Origin of the sequence: Methyloversatilis sp. MC4-4 (assembly GCF_049843555.1) — a bacterium.
Lineage (GTDB): Bacteria > Pseudomonadota > Gammaproteobacteria > Burkholderiales > Rhodocyclaceae > Methyloversatilis > Methyloversatilis discipulorum_B.
In genome coordinates this window covers 95,507-110,770 of the sequence record NZ_JBBHZK010000001.1, presented here as the reverse complement: position 1 = coordinate 110,770, position 15,264 = coordinate 95,507, and the positions used below count along the sequence as shown (strand labels likewise).

Genomic DNA, 15,264 nt, shown 5'->3' with positions numbered 1-15,264 from the left:
GCTTGACTACCGCGGCGGCACTTTCTAGTTTTCAACGACTGCCGCACGAATGTTTCCTGTGGAGCGTGATGATGGAAAGACGCAGCTTTGTCGCCGCGTGCAGCGCCGCCTGCGGACTGGCCGGACTGAACCTGCCCGCGCGCGCCGCCGTGGCGCGGGAATACCCGCGCAGCGTGCTGACCGACAGCGAAGGTCGGCCGCTGAAGGCGTCCTCGCTCAAGCCGGGCGTCAATTATGTATTCCAGTGGCCGTATCCGGCCACGCCCTGTTTCCTGCTGGATCTGGGCAGGAAGGTCAACGGCACGACGAAGCTGCGTACCGCCGACGGGCAACAGTACGACTGGCCCGGCGGCGTCGGCCGGGCCCAGTCCATCGTCGCCTACTCGGCCATATGCTCGCACAAGCTCACGCATCCGACACGGGACATCAGTTTCATCTCCTACCGTGACGAAGCGACTGCACACAGCCGCCGCGCCCGCGTGATCCACTGCTGTTCCGAGCACAGCCAGTTCGATCCGGCCGCTGGCGCGCGCGTACTCGAAGGCCCGGCGCCGCAGCCACTGGCCGGCATCGTGCTCGAATATGCGGCCGAACGTGACGAACTGGTGGCCGTCGCCACGCTGGGCGCAGACGTGTTCGACCGCTTCTTCCAGAGTTTCGGCTTCCGGCTGGCGCTGGATCACGGCGGCGACCGCGCGATGAAGCCGGTCGGCGCGACCACGCGGGTGGTCGCGATGGACAGCTTCTGCCGTCAGCAGGTGCGCTGCTGACGGTGTCGAAGGTTCAACCGGGTAGCGGTGGCTCGGCATCATCGGAACGGGCGGCATCTCCCGCTTCCAGCTCGAGTTCGACGGTAAACCCGTGCGCCGGAAGCGACGCCGGTATTACGGCCCGCCCGGCCGCTGCCTTGAAGGCGGCCAGCACCGCCGCGTCGACCTCGTCACGGCCGCTGCTGCGCGCGAGATCGACGCCGACCACCCGCCGCGCCAGTACGTGCAACTGCACCGACATCGACGCGGCGCGCCCCTCCGTCGCCCATCCGTCGGCAACGACCGCCCGCGCCAGCGCGTAGCGCAACGCCCGCAATGCGTCCTCGCCCGGTGCCGGCAGCGCTGGCTCGGCGACCGGCGACGGCGTGCGCCCAGCCGCGACGGGGGTTCCGGGGGCCGAGACCGGCGCCGGGCGGGGCTCGGCCGCCACCACGCCCGTCCCCACAGTCGCGCTGTCCTCCGCCGGCGAGGCGCTGTGGCCGACCGGCTTCAGCGCCAGCCGTAACACGCTGTGGCTGGGCTGCGGCGCCGCGGACGGCAGCGGCCAGAAAACAAGCAGGTGCAGCAGGGCCGACAGCGCCAGTGCACAGCCGAGGGAACGATGCGTCGCAAACGATTGACGCGGTTGCAAATTCATCTTCCTTTGCTAAAGTGTCCGAGCACCTTGCGCGGCAACGTTTCCCGCGTCGCCGGGCGGATGCGTGACGACACACGTTTCACTTCGACTGACCGATTTCAGACCGAGGACGCGTAAGACGATCATGCTGGAGCACCCACCCCGGAGCATAGTTTACGAAGTGCGACGCCCGTCGCACCCGTGGATACTGACCCTCGACGCCAACGGCGTTCCGCACCGCTGGGTCAGCTGGCAGCATGCCGTGTTCTATCACTCCAAGGATCTGGTGGCCTGGGTGGCCGGCAGTCACGAGTTCGAAATCCGCGGCGGCATCAATCGCGTCACCGGCGAACAGTCCTTCATCCGCACCAACAGCATCATCGCGATCAAGGGACGCAGCCACGCGCACAAGCTGCAGACGGCCGTGCCGCCGCTGAACAACCGCGAACTGTTCCACCGCGACCGCTCGATCTGCGGCTACTGCGGCGGCGAGTTCTCGTACCAGAAGCTTACGCGCGACCACATCGTGCCGGTGTCGCAGGGTGGCCGCGACCTGTGGATGAACGTGGTGACCTGCTGCCGGCCCTGCAACCAGCGCAAGAGCGGCCGCACGCCCGAGCAGGCGCGGATGCAGCTGATGTACGCGCCCTACGTGCCGAACAAGGCCGAGTACCTCATTCTCAGCAACCGCAACATCCTGGCGGACCAGATGGATTTCCTCGCCCAGCATGTGAACGCCAACAGCCGCTGGAAGGCGGCCTGACGGTCAGAGCGGAACGGCCCCCGCCGCTGCCGGGCGACGGGTAGTGCGCGGCAGCAGCAGCTGGAACACGGTGCCCTGACCGACCGCGCTCTTGCACGACAGCGAACCGCCGAGCGAGCGGGCCAGCGCCAGCGCGTGCGCCGGCGTCGCCCGGTTGCCGCCGCTGCCGTCCGGGGCGAACAGCCCCGCCACCCGTCCGGCGTCCATGCCGCGGCCGAAATCGCGTACCCGGACCTCGACGAACAGCGCGCCATTGAGGTTCAGACCTTCGGCCGTGCTGACCGCAATGCGACCGGAGGTGCCGACCTGTTCGGCGCTGATCGCCAGCAGCGCGTGCAGCAGCTCGCGCAGCACGCCGAGCGGCAGGTGCAGCGGCGGCAGCGCCGCGTCGAGATGCAGTTCGGTCGAGATCGAGCGGGCCCGCAGCACGCGCTCCTCGACCTCGGCCACCGTCTGTTCCATCAGCTGATTGAGGTCGATGCGCTGGGCGTCGGCCGACACGTCGGGCGGACGGCCCTCGAACTGACGCAGCACGGTGTCGATGCGCTCGATCTGGTCGCCGAACACCGTCAGTTCGGAATCGACCATCGAATCGGCGCCCATCTTCAGGCGCATCGACTTGATCTGGTGCCGCATCAGGCCGAGCGGCGTGTGCAGGTCGGCGCGCAACTGGCGGGCATGTACGGCGTACTGCTCGGCCATGCCCTGCCGAAGTTCGTCCAGTTCGCGCAGACGCAGCTGCTGCTGGTGCAGGGCCCGGCCGGCCCCGTCGGCCAGCGCGCGCAGTTCGTCGCCGCGACGCATCAGCGCGGGCGTGAAACTGGCCGGGAAGTGGTAGAGCGCGAGCGCCTCGACGCCGGCTTCGCTGCACAGCGGCTGGATCAGGCCGGTCTGCCCGGGTGACACGCGCAGCAGGCGCTGCAGGCTGACCGGCAGCGCAGCGGCCTCGCGCGCGTCGCTGCACAGCCAGGCCGCGCCGGACGAAAGCTGGCGCCAGACGCCCTCCAGCCCCGCCTGCGCGAGGTCGATGCGCTGAACCACGTCGCCCTGCTCCGCGATGGGCATGAAGGCGCTGCCGCCCTGCCCGGCTCGCAGTATCTGCGGCGCTGGCAGGTCGAGCAGCAAGGCCGACGCCAGCTTCAGCATCGTCCACAGCGCGGACTCGTCGCCCCGCGCATACACCTGGCCGAACAGCCCGGCGCGGGCGAAGCCGGTCAGCGCGGCGCTGTCGTCCGGCTGCGCGTCGGCGATGCCGAAGGTCGGACGATAGGGCGCACCGACCGGAAGCAGCGTGTCGGCAGCGTCCACCTCGACCAGCCGGCAGCGTTCAAGCGCGCGGCTGTGCGCCGCCTGCAGCGCGCTGTCGAGCGCATCGGCCGACAGGCCGGTCAGACGTTGTGCGAGCGCCCGTTGCTGCGACGTGTCGGTGGCACCGCCACCCGCCAGTTCCTCGGCGGCACGCGCCAGGCGCAGGTGCTCGGGTGCATCGACGAAGAGCCCGCCGTCGGCGTGTGAGAAGCGCAGCGCATCCGCCAGTCCGGCCGACCATTCGGCAGACAGCAGCGCGGCGCCGACCTCGCCGTGATGTTCGCCGCCATAGGCGGTTTCGAACGCGGCCAGTTCGTGTTCGGTCGGCCGGTGCGCGTGCCGCTCGCCACCACCGGGTGCCGCCGCCAGCAGCGGCAACGCGACGTCGAGCAGCAGGCCGGCGATGAAGCTCTCGTCCGGATCGCAGCGACCGCCCGCAGCAGCCAGTTCGCGGGCGATTTCGGCGCTCAGTATGGAGTGCGCCCAGAACGCGTGGTGTCCGGCAAGATCGACGCCGCTGCGCTTGACGCGCGCGCGGCCGTCGAGCAACGCCACCTGTATCAGCGCATGTCCACAGGCGTCGATCACCGCGTCGATGCGCCGCCCCGCGCCGCCGTCGCCGGCGGGCGTGGCGATCAGCTGCGACGCGCGCAGCAGGCGCAGCACCCAGGCCGGATCGTGGCGCAACAGCGCATTGAGGGACGGAACGCCGGCCGGCAGCGCACGCAGTCCGAGTGCCACGTCCGCGAGAAGCGGCAGCGAAGGCAGACCGGACAGCATGGCACAGTCGATCGCGCGGGCGGCGGGGGCTGTCATGCGGACTGGACGATGTTATTGGACGCCGGGCCTGAGCCCGGCGCTGACCTCTTTGGTTTATCGGCCGTTCTTGAGACGGTATCTGCGATTGATCATACCGCAGCAAATCGACGGAAACCCGCGCCAATACTGGGATGCGGCGTGGGTCACGCCGTCGTTGCAGAGCAACGTCGCCCATTTCGCCCGCAACTCGAACGCCGGTGCCGGAATCACGTTCCGGGCGTCAACCTTTACAAATGGTTACGCCACTCGAAATCAGGGTTCACAGCAGCGGCACAAGCTGGCCTCGCTGCCGGAGCGTTCCGGCGAACGGAGATACCGAACATGAAAACCCCTGAAAAATCATCTGTCCGCGGCCGCTGGTTTGCCGGTCTTGCCACCGCCGGTGCACTGGCCGGACTGGTTGCCGTCAATCTGCCGGCACAGGCCCATCCGGGCGCCGAGGGCGGTGCCCACCCGGTGAAGCACGGTGAGCGCCACCACGGGCCCGAAGCGATGGGCCAGCGCATGGAACAGATGGTCGAGCGCGTGTTCACGAAGGTCGGCGCCAGCGAGGAACAGAAAGCGCGCGCCCGCGAGATCGTCAAGGCGTCCGGCGAGGAAATGAAGAAGCTGCACGCCGGTCACTCGGACGACCGTCAGCAGATGCTGGCGCTGCTGTCGGCCGACACGATAGACCGCGGCCAGATCGAGCAGCAGCGCGCCGCCCGCCATGCGCAGATGGACGAAGCGTCGAAGGTGATGACGCGCACGATGGCCGATCTGGCCGAAGTGCTGACGCCGGCACAACGCAAGGAAGCGGCAAAGTCGCTGGCCAGCATGGGTGGTCGCCACGGCCACCATGGCAAGCACCGCCACGGCGACGGCCCGCGCGCGCCGGAAGCGACGCGCGGCTGAATCCGCTCAGGCGATGTCGAACAGGCGCGCCAGCTCGGCCCCCGGGTCGGCGGCGCGCATGAATGCCTCGCCCACCAGGAAGGCATGCACGTCGCGGGCCCGCATGGCCGCGACGTGTTCCGTTGCGAGGATGCCGCTTTCGGTGATGACCACGCGGTCGGCCGGAATGCGCTCGAGCTGCGACAGCGTGAAGTCGAGCGATACCTCGAAGGTGCGCAGGCTGCGGTTGTTGATGCCCATCAGCGGCGTATCCAGCTGCAGCGCGAGGTCCAGCTCGCCGGCGTCGTGGCTTTCCACCAGCACCGCCATGCCCAGTTCCGTCGCCAGCGACTCGAGCGCGCGCATGTCGGCGACCGCGCGGGCCTGCTGCGCCGCGTCGGCTTCGCCCGAAGGCGGCAGGAAGGCGGCGACGATCAGCAGGATGCAGTCCGCGCCCATCGCCCGCGCCTCGACCACCTGATACGGGTCGATGATGAAATCCTTGCGCAGCACCGGCAGGCTGCAGGCGGCGCGCGCCTCGACCAGATAGTCCGGACTGCCCTGGAAGTACTGGCGGTCGGTCAGCACCGACAGGCAGGCCGCGCCCCCGGCCTCGTACGAGCGGGCGATGTCGGCCGGCCGGAAGTCGGCGCGCAGCACGCCCTTGGACGGGCTGGCCTTCTTCACTTCGGCAATCACCGCCGGCTTCTTTGCCGCCACGCGCGTCTTCAGTGCGGCGACGAAATCTCGCGTGGGCGTCTGCGCGTCGGCCCGCGCGCGCAGCGCTGCCATCGTTTCCGCGGCAAGACCGCTGGCGATTTCCTCGCGCTTGGTGGCGAGGATTTTCTGCAGGATGTCGGACATGGGCGGCCTCAGTTCGCGAACGAGCGCGACAGCTCGACCAGCTTGTCGAGACCCTGCCGCGCCGCGCCCGATTCGATGGCTTCGCGCGCCCGGTCGACGCCGTTGCGCAGGCTGTCCGCCACACCAGACACGTAGAGGCTGGCGCCGGCATTGAGCAGCACGATGTCGCGCGCCGGCGGGAGCGTGCCGTCGAGTGCGGCCAGCAGCATGTCGCGCGAGGCCTGCACGTCGGCCACGCGCAGCGTGTCGAGCGCGTGCACCGCCAGCCCGAAGTCGGACGGATGTACGGTGTATTCCTTCACCTCGCCGTCGCGCAGTTCGCCGACGAAGGTGTCGCCGCTGATCGACAGCTCGTCCAGCCCGTCTCGACCATGCACCACCATCACGTTGCGCGAGCCCAGTTCCTTCAGCACGCGCGCCAGGATGCCGACCAGATCGGCGTGGAACACACCCATCACCTGGTTGGCCGCCCCGGCCGGATTGGTCAGCGGGCCGAGGATGTTGAACATGGTGCGCACGCCCAGTTCGCGCCGTACCGGCGCCGCGTGCTTCATCGCGCTGTGGTGATTGGGCGCGAACATGAAACCCACGCCCACCTGTTCGATGCAGGTCGAAACCTGGGCCGGCGTCAGGTTCAGATTGACGCCCAGCGCTTCCAGCACGTCGGCCGAACCGCTCTGCGACGAACTGGCGCGCCCGCCGTGCTTGGCCACGCGCGCGCCGGCCGCCGCGGCGACGAACATCGACGCGGTGGATATATTGAAGGTGTGGGCACCGTCGCCGCCGGTGCCGCAGGTGTCGACCAGGGTCTGGGTGTTGTCCACCGGCACCTTCATCGACAGTTCGCGCATCACCATTGCCGCGGCGGCGATCTCGCCCACTGTTTCCTTCTTTACCCGCAGACCGATCAGGATGGCGGCGATCAGCGTCGGCGACACCTCGCCGGTCATGATCTGACGCATCAGTGCGGTCATTTCGTCGCGGAAGATTTCGCGGTGCTCGATCACGCGTTCGAGCGCCTGTTTCGGGGTGAAGCTCATGCGCCGGCCCTCCACTCGTCGAGGAAGTTCTTCAGCATCTGATGACCGTGCTCGGTCAGGATGGATTCCGGATGAAACTGCACGCCCTCGATGGCCAGCGTCTTGTGCCGCATGCCCATGATTTCGCCGTCGTCGGTCCAGGCAGTCACTTCGAGGCAGTCCGGCAGCGTGTCGCGTGACACCGCCAGCGAGTGGTAGCGGATGGCGGTGAACGGATTGGGCAGACCGCGGAACATGCCCTTGTCCAGATGATGGATGGCGGCGGTCTTGCCGTGCATCACCACCTTGGCGTGCACGACGTCGCCGCCGAAGGCCGCGCCGATGCTCTGGTGGCCGAGGCAGACGCCGAGGATGGGGTACTTGCCGGCAAAGGCCTTGATCAGCGGCACCGACACCCCCGCCTCGTTCGGCGAGCAGGGGCCGGGCGACACCACGATGTGGTCCGGCTTCAGCGCGTCTATCTGTTCCAGCGTGATCTCGTCATTGCGGAACACGCGCACGTCCTCGCCGAGCTCGCCGAAGTACTGGACGAGGTTGTAGGTGAAGGAGTCGTAATTGTCGATCATCAACAGCATGGTGGCTTCTTCCGATGGCCGTGTTTCGGAGCATTCTCAACCTTCGCGGCATCCGGCGCACGGACAGACACGGCCCGCGACGACGGGCGGATGGTGAAGGGAGGGCTGGGTCGCACGCAGGGCGTGCCGGGAGGGCGGTTCAGGCGGCAGGCTTGCGCCAGCGCAGGCCGGAATACGGGGCGGGAATGATGATCGTCGGGCGCATGCCGCGGATTATGGCGTGCTGCGTGGCCTTGTACAAGGCGACGCCGCAGCTTCGCGTCAGGCGCCGGCCGCGCTGAGCTGCCTGACCGACGCCACCAGATCGGTGAAGCGCTCACCCTGCACCTGGATGTGGCCGCGAATGCGGTCGGCCGCCAAGTCGCCCTCGCCTGCGACGATGGCATCCACGATGGACTGGTGCTCGGAGTAGGAAACTTTCATCCGGTTGCGCACGCGCAGCTGCAGCCGGCGGTAGGGACGCAGCCGGCGGTGCAGGCTGATCGCCTGCTCGGCGAGAAAGCCGTTGTGGCTCGCCATATATATCTGGCGGTGGAACAGTTCGTTGAGCCAGTAGTAGGCGTCCGGGTTGTCGGCGTCGCGGGCGGCCTCGCAGGCCTGGTGCGCCGCGCGCAGCGACGCGATCTCGTCCTCGGTGATGCGGCGCGCCGCCAGCCGGGCGCACATCGCTTCCAGTTCGGCCATCACGTCGAACATTTCGCACAGGCGGTGTGGCTCGATCTCGGCCACCACCGCGCCCCGCCTCGGGCGCGTATCGACCAGACCGGCCGACGCCAGCTGGATCAGCGCCTCGCGTATCGGCGTGCGCGACACGCCGAATTCAGCCGCCAGCTCCTGCTCGTCGAGGCGGGCACCGGGGCGCAGCGCGCCCGTGACGATCTGTTCCTCGATCTTTTCGCACAGCTGTTCGGACAGGCGCAGTGGCGCCGGGGCGTGATCCATGTCGGGCTCCTTGCTCATTACAAAAAAGTATAGACAAAGCTTGACTCTGAATACACCGAATCCTATCGTGTATACACGTTTGACTTTTCTACATACATGAACTGATCTGACGTATCCGCCGCGTATCAGCCCCCACCGAACAAAACAAGGGGGCGCGGCATCACCACCATGCATCCAATCGACTGGAGGAGACTTGCATGAAATCCCAGCGCCGTTCCGTCCTGCGCGGCTTTGTCGCGACCACCCTTTCCGCATCCCTGCTGGCCCTCGGCCTGGGCGCCGCCCAGCCGGCGTTTGCCCAGACCACCCTGAAGCTTTCGCACCAGTTCCCTGCCGCCACCACACCCGACGGTGACTTCCGCGACCGCCTCGCCAAGCAGTTTGCCGCCGAAGTCGAGAAGCGCACCCAGGGTCAGGTCAAGATCACCGTCTATCCCGGCAATTCGCTGATGAAGACCAACACCCAGTTCGGCGCGCTGCGCAAGGGTGTGCTGGACATGTCGGTCCTTCCGCTGGCCTACGGCGGCGGCGAGGTGCCGGAAGTGAATCTGACGCTGATGCCGGCGCTGATCACCTCCTACGAGCAGGGCCTGCGCTGGCGTACCTCGCCCATTGGCCAGCGGCTCGAAAAGCATCTGGAAGAAAAGGGCATGAAGATCCTGACCTGGGTGTGGCAAGCCGGCGGCATCGCCTCGGCCGGACAGCCCATGGTCGCCCCGGCCGACGTGAAGGGCAGCAAGTTCCGTGGCGGCAGCCGCGAAATGGACGTGATGCTGAAGGAAGCCGGCGCCGCCATCACCAACGTGCCGTCGAACGAGATCTACAGTGGCATGCAGTCCAAGGTGCTCGACGCCGCACTGACCTCCTCCACCTCGCACATCAGCTTCCGCCTGTACGAAACGTCGAAGTCCTTCACCACCGGTCGCGATCACAGCTTCTGGTACATGTTCGAACCGCTGCTCATTTCGATGAACACCTTCAACAAGCTCACGCCCGAACAGCAGAAGGTGCTGGTCGAGGTCGGCCTGAGCCTGGAGAAGTTCGCGATGGAAGAGGCGAAGAAGGACGACGAGCGCGCCGCCGAAGTGTTCGCCAAGGCCGGCATCAAGGTGGTGGACATGGACGAGGCCGCGTTCAACCAGTGGCGCGCGCTCGCCCAGAAGACCTCGTGGAAGGACTTTGCCGAGAAAGTGAAGGACGGCAAGGCCTGGATGGACATGGCCACTTCGGTCAAGTAACGCGACCGGCCTGGGGAGGGTTCCATCATGTTCTCGCTGATTGCCGGCGCGCTGCGCCGGTTCAACCGGCTTGCCGCCTATCTGTCGGGCGTCGTCATCATCGTGGCGGCCGGCATCCTGGTGTGGCAGGTCGCGGTGCGCTACTGGCTCAAGTGGCCCACCGACTGGGAAATCGAGCTGTGCGTCATGCTGCTCATCATTTCCACCTTCATGAGTGCGGCCCACACCCAGGCCGAACGCGGCCATGTGGCGATCGACCTGCTCGACACCATGCTGCCCGCCGGCATCAACCGGCTGCGGCAGAAGCTGGCCGACGTACTCACCTTCGCCTTCTGCGGCTTCGTTGCCTTCAACGCCTGGGAGTTCTTCCACGAAGCCTGGGCCGACGGCAAGACCAGCTCCTCGCTGTGGGGCCCGAAACTGTGGATTCCGTATCTCTTCGTCGCGCTCGGCATGACCACGCTGACACTCGAACTGGCGCTGCAGACACTGCGCCGCAAGGAGGCCTGACATGGACATGCTCACACTGTCTCTGCTGTTCGCCGTCGCCACCTTCGTCGGCCTGTTCTCGGGCATGCCGATCGCCTTCGCGCTCGGTGGCGTGGCCCTGCTGTTCATGCTGTTCTTCATGCCGCTGTCGTCGCTGGCACTGGTGACCGAAACCATCTACGCCGAACTCGACAACTTCACGCTGCTCACTATCCCGCTGTTCGTGCTGATGGGCGCGGCGATCGGCAAGTCGCGCGCCGGCGAAGACCTCTACGCTTCGCTGAATCGCTGGCTCTACCGCGTGCCGGGCGGCCTCGGTGTCGCCAACACCCTGGCCTGTTCGGTTTTCTCGGCAATGTGCGGCTCCAGCCCGGCCACCTGCTCGGCCATCGGCAGCTCGGGCATTCCGCAGATGCGCAGCCGCGGCTACTCCGATGGCCTGTCCACCGGCCTGATCGCCGCCGGCGGCACGCTGGGCATCCTGATCCCGCCCAGCCTGACGCTCATCCTCTACGGCCTGGCCACTGAACAGTCGATCGGCAAGCTGTTCATGGCCGGTGTCGGTCCGGGGCTGCTGCTGACGCTGCTGTTCGCGCTCTACGTCATGTGGCGCTACAAGAAGGAAAAGGCGCAGGCGCGCGCGTCGGCCGACGCCGGTGGCGACGGTTCGCACGCGCTGCTGCAGGAGGAGCATTACAGCTGGGCGGAACGTCTGGAATCGCTGCCGCGCTTCGCGCCCTTCCTCGCCGTCATCGCCATCGTCATGATCGCGCTGTACGGCGGCTGGGCGACGCCGTCGGAAGTGGCCGGCATCGGCGCCTTCTTCTCGCTGCTGATGGTGATGACCATCTACAAGTGCTACCGCTGGGCCGACCTCAAGGTCATCCTTAACGGCACGGTGAAGGAAAGCTGCATGATCATGATGATCATCGGCATGTCCTTCCTCTACACCTGGGTGATGAGCAACCTCAACATCACGCAGGAAGCGGCGCAATGGCTGGTGACGCTGCCGATCGGCAAGTGGGGCTTCTTCCTCGCGGTGTGCGTGCTGCTGCTGGTGCTCGGCTTCTTCCTGCCGCCGGTGGCCATCATCCTGATGGTGACGCCCATCATCCTGCCGGCGCTGAACACGCACGGCTTCGACCTGATCTGGTTCGGCGTCATCATGACCATCATGCTGGAAGCCGGTCTGGTCACGCCGCCGGTTGGCCTGAATCTGTTCGTCATCAACGGCATCGCACCCGACATTCCGCTCAAGGCCATCATGAAGGGCGTGCTGCCCTTCATCTGGCTCATGCTGCTGGCGGTGCTGCTGCTGTGCCTGATGCCGGGCATCGCGATGTGGCTGCCCGACCACTACCAGGGGAGCTGAGTATGGGCGCGCCCTGGAATCAACGTGCGGCGCGCCGGGCGCGCCGGCTCGAACGGCTGGCGCCGCTGACCCGCGGCCGCGAAATCGCCGCGGCCGACATCGTCGCCGCGCTGGAAGCGGCGATCGAGCCGGGCGACCGCGTCTGCCTCGAAGGCAACAACCAGAAGCAGGCCGACTTCCTCGCCGAATCGCTGGCCGACTGCTCGCCCGAGCGCCTGCACGATCTGCACATGGTGCAGTCGGTGCTGGCGCTGCCGGCGCACATCGACGTGTTCGAGCGCGGCATCGCGAACCGGCTCGACTTCTCCTTCTCCGGCCCACAGGCGAACCGGCTGGCGCGACTGGTCGAGGAACGGCGCATCGCCATCGGCGCCATCCACACCTACCTCGAACTGTTCGGCCGCTACTTCGTCGATCTGACGCCCGACGTGTGCCTGATCGCCGCGCAGGCGGCGGACGCCGACGGCAACCTCTACCTCGGCCCGAACACCGAGGACACGCCGGCCATCGTCGAGGCGACCGCCTTCCGCCACGGCATCGTCATCGCGCAGGTGAACGAGAGGCTCGACCGTCTGCCGCGCGTCGACATTCCGGCCGACTGGACCGACGCCTTCGTCGTCGCCCCGCGCCCCAACTACATCGAACCGCTGTTCACCCGCGACCCGGCGCAGATCACCGAAATCCAGGTGCTGATGGCGATGATGGCGATCAAGGGCATCTACGCCGAATACGGCGTGCAGCGCCTGAACCACGGCATCGGCTTCGACACAGCGGCGATCGAACTGCTGCTGCCCACCTATGCCGAATCGCTGGGCCTGCGCGGCAAGATCTGCAGCCACTGGGCACTGAACCCGCACCCGACGCTGATCCCGGCGATCGAGGCGGGCTTCGTCGAATCGGTGCACAGCTTCGGCTCCGAAGTCGGCATGGAGAACTACGTCGCCGCCCGCTCCGACGTGTTCTTCACTGGCCGTGACGGCAGCATGCGGTCCAACCGCGCCTTCTGCCAGACCGCCGGCCTGTACGCCTGCGACATGTTCATCGGCTCGACGCTGCAGATCGATCTTGCCGGCAACAGTTCGACCGCCACGCTGGGGCGCATCGCCGGCTTCGGCGGTGCGCCGAACATGGGCTCGGACGCGCGCGGGCGGCGCCATGCCAGTCCGGCCTGGCTGCGCGCCGGCCGCGAGCGCGCAGGCGACGCCATCGCCACGCGCGGCCAGAAGCTGGTGGTGCAGACGGTGGAAACCTTCCGCGAACACATGGCGCCGGCCTTCGTCGACAGGCTCGACGCTTGGCAGCTGATGGAGGACATGGGCATGGACCTGCCGCCCATCATGATCCACGGCGACGACGTGACCCACATCGTGACCGAAGAAGGCATCGCCAACCTGCTGCTGTGCCGCAGCGCCGCCGAACGCGAACAGGCGATACGCGGTGTGGCCGGCTACACCCCGGTGGGCCGCGCGCGCGACGCGCGCATGGTGGAGAACCTGCGCGACCGCGGCGTGATCCGCCGCCCGGAAGACATCGGCATCGACAAGCGCGACGCCACGCGCGATCTGCTCGCCGCGCGCAGCATCAAGGATCTCGTGCGCGCCTCCGGCGGCCTGTACGACCCGCCGCGCCGCTTCCGCAACTGGTGAACGGAGACCCGACATGGAACGCTTCACCCTCTCGCTGCCGAGCACGCCCTGCGCGCGCGCCGACGCGGCCGCCGCGCTGTGCGGCGTCGTGTCCTCCGGCAACCTCGAAATCCTGGTCGACCGCGGCAGCATGGCCGACCGCTGCGACATCGAAGTGAACACTTCGGCACACGGCTTCCGCGACACCTGGGAAGCGGTGCTCGCCGACGCGGTCGCCCGCCACGCCGCCGGCGGCCTCGCCCTCGCGATCAACGACGCCGGCGCCACGCCGGCCGTAGTGAGCCTGCGCTTCGACCAGGCGTTGGAAGCGCTGGAGGACCGCGCATGAGCCGCCTGCACAGACACTCCTGGTTCGAAGCGGATGCCCGCGCCCGCATCGCTGGCCTGGTTGACGCCGGCAGCTTCCGCGAACTGTGCGGTCCGCACGAACGGCTCACCAGCCCGCATCTGGCGGTGCTCGACCTGCCGGTCGCCTTCGACGACGGTGTCGTCGTCGGCGAAGCGACGCTCGACGGCCGCCCGGTACTGGTCGGCGCCCAGCAGGGCGAATTCAATGGCGGTGCCGTCGGCGAAATCCACGGCGCCAAGCTGCGCGGTCTGTTCGAGCGTGCGCGTCGCACACGGCCAGCGGCGGTGCTGCTCGCCATCGACTCCGGCGGCGTGCGGCTGCACGAAGCCAATGCCGGCCTGATCGCGATCTCCGAACTGATGCGCGCACTGCTCGCCGCACGCGCGGAGGGCATCCCGGTGTACGGCCTGATCGGCGGATCGTGCGGTGCCTTCGGCGGCATGGGCATCGTCGCCCGGCTGTGCGACGCACTGGTCATGTCGGAAGAAGGCCGGCTCGGCCTGTCCGGCCCGGAAGTGATCGAGACGGTGAAGGGCGTGGACGAATTCGATTCGAAGGACCGCGCACTGGTGTGGCGGGTGACCGGCGGCAAGCTCCGGCGCAGCCTCGGCGACGCCGCACTGCTGGTGGACGACGACGTCGCCGCCTTCCGCGATGCCGCACGCACCTTGCTGGCAAGGCCAGTCCCTGCGCGCGACCTCGCCGCACTCGCCGCCGACCAGCAGGCGCTGACGCAGCGCGCCGCACGCCACGCCGACGCGCGCGACGGACTGGATATCTGGCGCGCGCTCGGCCTGCCCGACCCCGCCGTCATCCCGATGCTGGACGCGGCCGATTTCAACCGCCTGCTCGCACCTCTCTCGCCGACGGAGGCCGCATGAACGCCCTGCTCGACCGCCTGTTTCCGGCCGGCCACACGGTCGCCTTCGACGGCCACAACCTCGCCGGCCACGCCGTATCGGCCACCGGCCGCGTGCACGTGATCGGCACCCGCGACCGTGCCGCCCTCACCACCGACATGGCACTGAAGCTGTCGCAGGCGGTGCTCGACGCAGTGCGCACCGACCAGGCGGGCGGCGATCCGCGCCCCATCGTGTTCATCGCCTCGACCCAGGGTCAGGCGCTGTCGCGCCATGAGGAATTGCTGGGTCTGAACGGCTATTTCGCCCACATGGCGCGCTGCGTCGACCTCGCCCGCCGCAGCGGACACCGGCTGGTGACGCTGATCCACGGCGAAGCGGTCAGCGGCGGCTTCCTCGCCTTCGGCCTGCTGGCCGATCGCATCTGCGCACTGCCCGACGCCCAGGTGAAGGTGATGGATCTGCGCGCGATGGCGCGCGTGACCAAGATCGCGCCCGAGCGGCTGGAAGCGCTGGCGCAGAGTTCGCCGGTGTTCGCGCCGGGTGCGAGCAACTACGCACGCATGGGCGCCATCCACGCGCTGTGGTCCGACGCCGACGACTGGCCGCAGGCGCTGCAGCAGGCCATCGCCGAAGCGGGCGGTGAGGACCGCCGCGCCGCACTCGGACGCGAACGCGGCGGCCGCACGCTGGCGCAGCCGGTGGCCGAACGCGTGGCCGGCGTCCCGCTCGACGCCTGA

General features: G+C 67.9%; 16 protein-coding genes. 10 read left to right on the top strand and 6 right to left on the bottom strand.

Features of this window, described 5'->3' with window-relative positions:
- Positions 1-68: 68 nt before the first annotated feature.
- Positions 69-770: a hypothetical protein gene (locus WDZ97_RS00540; protein ID WP_425761473.1), complete on the top strand. Its 702-nt coding sequence runs from the start codon at positions 69-71 to the stop codon at positions 768-770.
- Between the two features lie 13 nt (positions 771-783).
- Here WDZ97_RS00540 and WDZ97_RS00535 read toward each other — a convergent pair whose 3' ends face one another.
- Positions 784-1,407 carry a hypothetical protein gene (locus WDZ97_RS00535; protein ID WP_425761472.1) on the bottom strand — a complete coding sequence of 208 codons (624 nt, stop codon included), beginning with the start codon at positions 1,405-1,407 and terminating at the stop codon, positions 784-786.
- A gap of 160 nt (positions 1,408-1,567) precedes the next feature.
- On the opposite strand from WDZ97_RS00535, the gene WDZ97_RS00530 reads away from it, so the two are divergent.
- Positions 1,568-2,149 (top strand): HNH endonuclease, encoded by a 582-nt coding sequence (locus WDZ97_RS00530; protein ID WP_020165490.1) that lies wholly within the window; start codon positions 1,568-1,570, stop codon positions 2,147-2,149.
- A 3-nt stretch (positions 2,150-2,152) separates the two neighbouring features.
- Here the strand turns inward: WDZ97_RS00530 and WDZ97_RS00525 are convergent, their stop codons facing one another.
- Positions 2,153-4,273, bottom strand: coding sequence for an HDOD domain-containing protein (locus tag WDZ97_RS00525; RefSeq protein ID WP_425761471.1), 2,121 nt, complete (start codon positions 4,271-4,273; stop codon positions 2,153-2,155).
- Positions 4,274-4,597: 324 nt separating this feature from the next.
- On the opposite strand from WDZ97_RS00525, the gene WDZ97_RS00520 reads away from it, so the two are divergent.
- Entirely contained in the window at positions 4,598-5,170 is a 573-nt protein-coding gene (locus tag WDZ97_RS00520) for a Spy/CpxP family protein refolding chaperone (RefSeq protein ID WP_304002055.1), read from the top strand.
- 6 nt (positions 5,171-5,176) lie between these two features.
- On the opposite strand, the gene trpC is transcribed toward WDZ97_RS00520, so the two are convergent.
- The 4 genes from trpC to WDZ97_RS00500 all read right to left on the bottom strand — a co-directional run bounded on the left by trpC (position 5,177) and on the right by WDZ97_RS00500 (position 8,570).
- The gene (gene trpC, locus WDZ97_RS00515; protein WP_304002052.1) at positions 5,177-6,013 is read right to left on the bottom strand and encodes an indole-3-glycerol phosphate synthase TrpC; all 837 of its coding nucleotides are present in this window, start codon (positions 6,011-6,013) and stop codon (positions 5,177-5,179) included.
- 8 nt (positions 6,014-6,021) lie between these two features.
- A complete protein-coding gene (gene trpD / locus WDZ97_RS00510; protein WP_425761470.1) occupies positions 6,022-7,053 on the bottom strand; it encodes an anthranilate phosphoribosyltransferase in 1,032 nt (343 codons plus the stop codon).
- Positions 7,050-7,628 carry an aminodeoxychorismate/anthranilate synthase component II gene (locus tag WDZ97_RS00505; RefSeq protein WP_019917246.1) on the bottom strand — a complete coding sequence of 193 codons (579 nt, stop codon included), beginning with the start codon at positions 7,626-7,628 and terminating at the stop codon, positions 7,050-7,052. Before WDZ97_RS00505 ends, trpD begins: the two co-directional genes overlap by 4 nt.
- 261 nt (positions 7,629-7,889) lie before the next feature.
- Entirely contained in the window at positions 7,890-8,570 is a 681-nt protein-coding gene (locus WDZ97_RS00500; protein WP_304002046.1) for a GntR family transcriptional regulator, read from the bottom strand.
- Positions 8,571-8,767: 197 nt separating this feature from the next.
- On the opposite strand from WDZ97_RS00500, the gene dctP reads away from it, so the two are divergent.
- The 7 genes from dctP to mdcE are packed head-to-tail and all read left to right on the top strand — an operon-like array spanning position 8,768 to position 15,264.
- Positions 8,768-9,808: a TRAP transporter substrate-binding protein DctP gene (gene dctP / locus WDZ97_RS00495; protein WP_425761469.1), complete on the top strand. Its 1,041-nt coding sequence runs from the start codon at positions 8,768-8,770 to the stop codon at positions 9,806-9,808.
- Positions 9,809-9,835: 27 nt separating this feature from the next.
- A complete protein-coding gene (locus WDZ97_RS00490) occupies positions 9,836-10,318 on the top strand; it encodes a TRAP transporter small permease (protein ID WP_304002040.1) in 483 nt (160 codons plus the stop codon).
- Position 10,319: 1 nt separating this feature from the next.
- Positions 10,320-11,669: a TRAP transporter large permease gene (locus tag WDZ97_RS00485; protein ID WP_020165499.1), complete on the top strand. Its 1,350-nt coding sequence runs from the start codon at positions 10,320-10,322 to the stop codon at positions 11,667-11,669.
- 2 nt (positions 11,670-11,671) lie between these two features.
- The gene (gene mdcA / locus WDZ97_RS00480) at positions 11,672-13,315 is read left to right on the top strand and encodes a malonate decarboxylase subunit alpha (protein ID WP_425761468.1); all 1,644 of its coding nucleotides are present in this window, start codon (positions 11,672-11,674) and stop codon (positions 13,313-13,315) included.
- 13 nt (positions 13,316-13,328) lie between these two features.
- The gene (mdcC, locus tag WDZ97_RS00475) at positions 13,329-13,643 is read left to right on the top strand and encodes a malonate decarboxylase acyl carrier protein (protein WP_425761467.1); all 315 of its coding nucleotides are present in this window, start codon (positions 13,329-13,331) and stop codon (positions 13,641-13,643) included.
- Positions 13,640-14,545, top strand: coding sequence for a biotin-independent malonate decarboxylase subunit beta (locus tag WDZ97_RS00470; RefSeq protein ID WP_304002031.1), 906 nt, complete (start codon positions 13,640-13,642; stop codon positions 14,543-14,545). Before mdcC ends, WDZ97_RS00470 begins: the two co-directional genes overlap by 4 nt.
- Positions 14,542-15,264 carry a biotin-independent malonate decarboxylase subunit gamma gene (mdcE, locus tag WDZ97_RS00465; RefSeq protein WP_425761466.1) on the top strand — a complete coding sequence of 241 codons (723 nt, stop codon included), beginning with the start codon at positions 14,542-14,544 and terminating at the stop codon, positions 15,262-15,264. Before WDZ97_RS00470 ends, mdcE begins: the two co-directional genes overlap by 4 nt.

What these genes read in the sequence shown, in the direction of transcription:
- WDZ97_RS00540 (WP_425761473.1), top strand. Translation starts at nt 69, where the DNA reads ATGATGGAAAGACGCAGCTTTGTCGCCGCGTGCAGCGCCGCCTGCGGA.
- WDZ97_RS00535 (WP_425761472.1), bottom strand. Translation starts at nt 1,407, where the DNA reads ATGAATTTGCAACCGCGTCAATCGTTTGCGACGCATCGTTCCCTCGGC.
- WDZ97_RS00525 (WP_425761471.1), bottom strand. Translation starts at nt 4,273, where the DNA reads ATGACAGCCCCCGCCGCCCGCGCGATCGACTGTGCCATGCTGTCCGGT.
- WDZ97_RS00520 (WP_304002055.1), top strand. Translation starts at nt 4,598, where the DNA reads ATGAAAACCCCTGAAAAATCATCTGTCCGCGGCCGCTGGTTTGCCGGT.
- trpC (WP_304002052.1), bottom strand. Translation starts at nt 6,013, where the DNA reads ATGTCCGACATCCTGCAGAAAATCCTCGCCACCAAGCGCGAGGAAATC.
- trpD (WP_425761470.1), bottom strand. Translation starts at nt 7,053, where the DNA reads ATGAGCTTCACCCCGAAACAGGCGCTCGAACGCGTGATCGAGCACCGC.
- WDZ97_RS00505 (WP_019917246.1), bottom strand. Translation starts at nt 7,628, where the DNA reads ATGCTGTTGATGATCGACAATTACGACTCCTTCACCTACAACCTCGTC.
- WDZ97_RS00500 (WP_304002046.1), bottom strand. Translation starts at nt 8,570, where the DNA reads ATGGATCACGCCCCGGCGCCACTGCGCCTGTCCGAACAGCTGTGCGAA.
- dctP (WP_425761469.1), top strand. Translation starts at nt 8,768, where the DNA reads ATGAAATCCCAGCGCCGTTCCGTCCTGCGCGGCTTTGTCGCGACCACC.
- WDZ97_RS00490 (WP_304002040.1), top strand. Translation starts at nt 9,836, where the DNA reads ATGTTCTCGCTGATTGCCGGCGCGCTGCGCCGGTTCAACCGGCTTGCC.
- WDZ97_RS00485 (WP_020165499.1), top strand. Translation starts at nt 10,320, where the DNA reads ATGGACATGCTCACACTGTCTCTGCTGTTCGCCGTCGCCACCTTCGTC.
- mdcA (WP_425761468.1), top strand. Translation starts at nt 11,672, where the DNA reads ATGGGCGCGCCCTGGAATCAACGTGCGGCGCGCCGGGCGCGCCGGCTC.
- mdcC (WP_425761467.1), top strand. Translation starts at nt 13,329, where the DNA reads ATGGAACGCTTCACCCTCTCGCTGCCGAGCACGCCCTGCGCGCGCGCC.
- WDZ97_RS00470 (WP_304002031.1), top strand. Translation starts at nt 13,640, where the DNA reads ATGAGCCGCCTGCACAGACACTCCTGGTTCGAAGCGGATGCCCGCGCC.
- mdcE (WP_425761466.1), top strand. Translation starts at nt 14,542, where the DNA reads ATGAACGCCCTGCTCGACCGCCTGTTTCCGGCCGGCCACACGGTCGCC.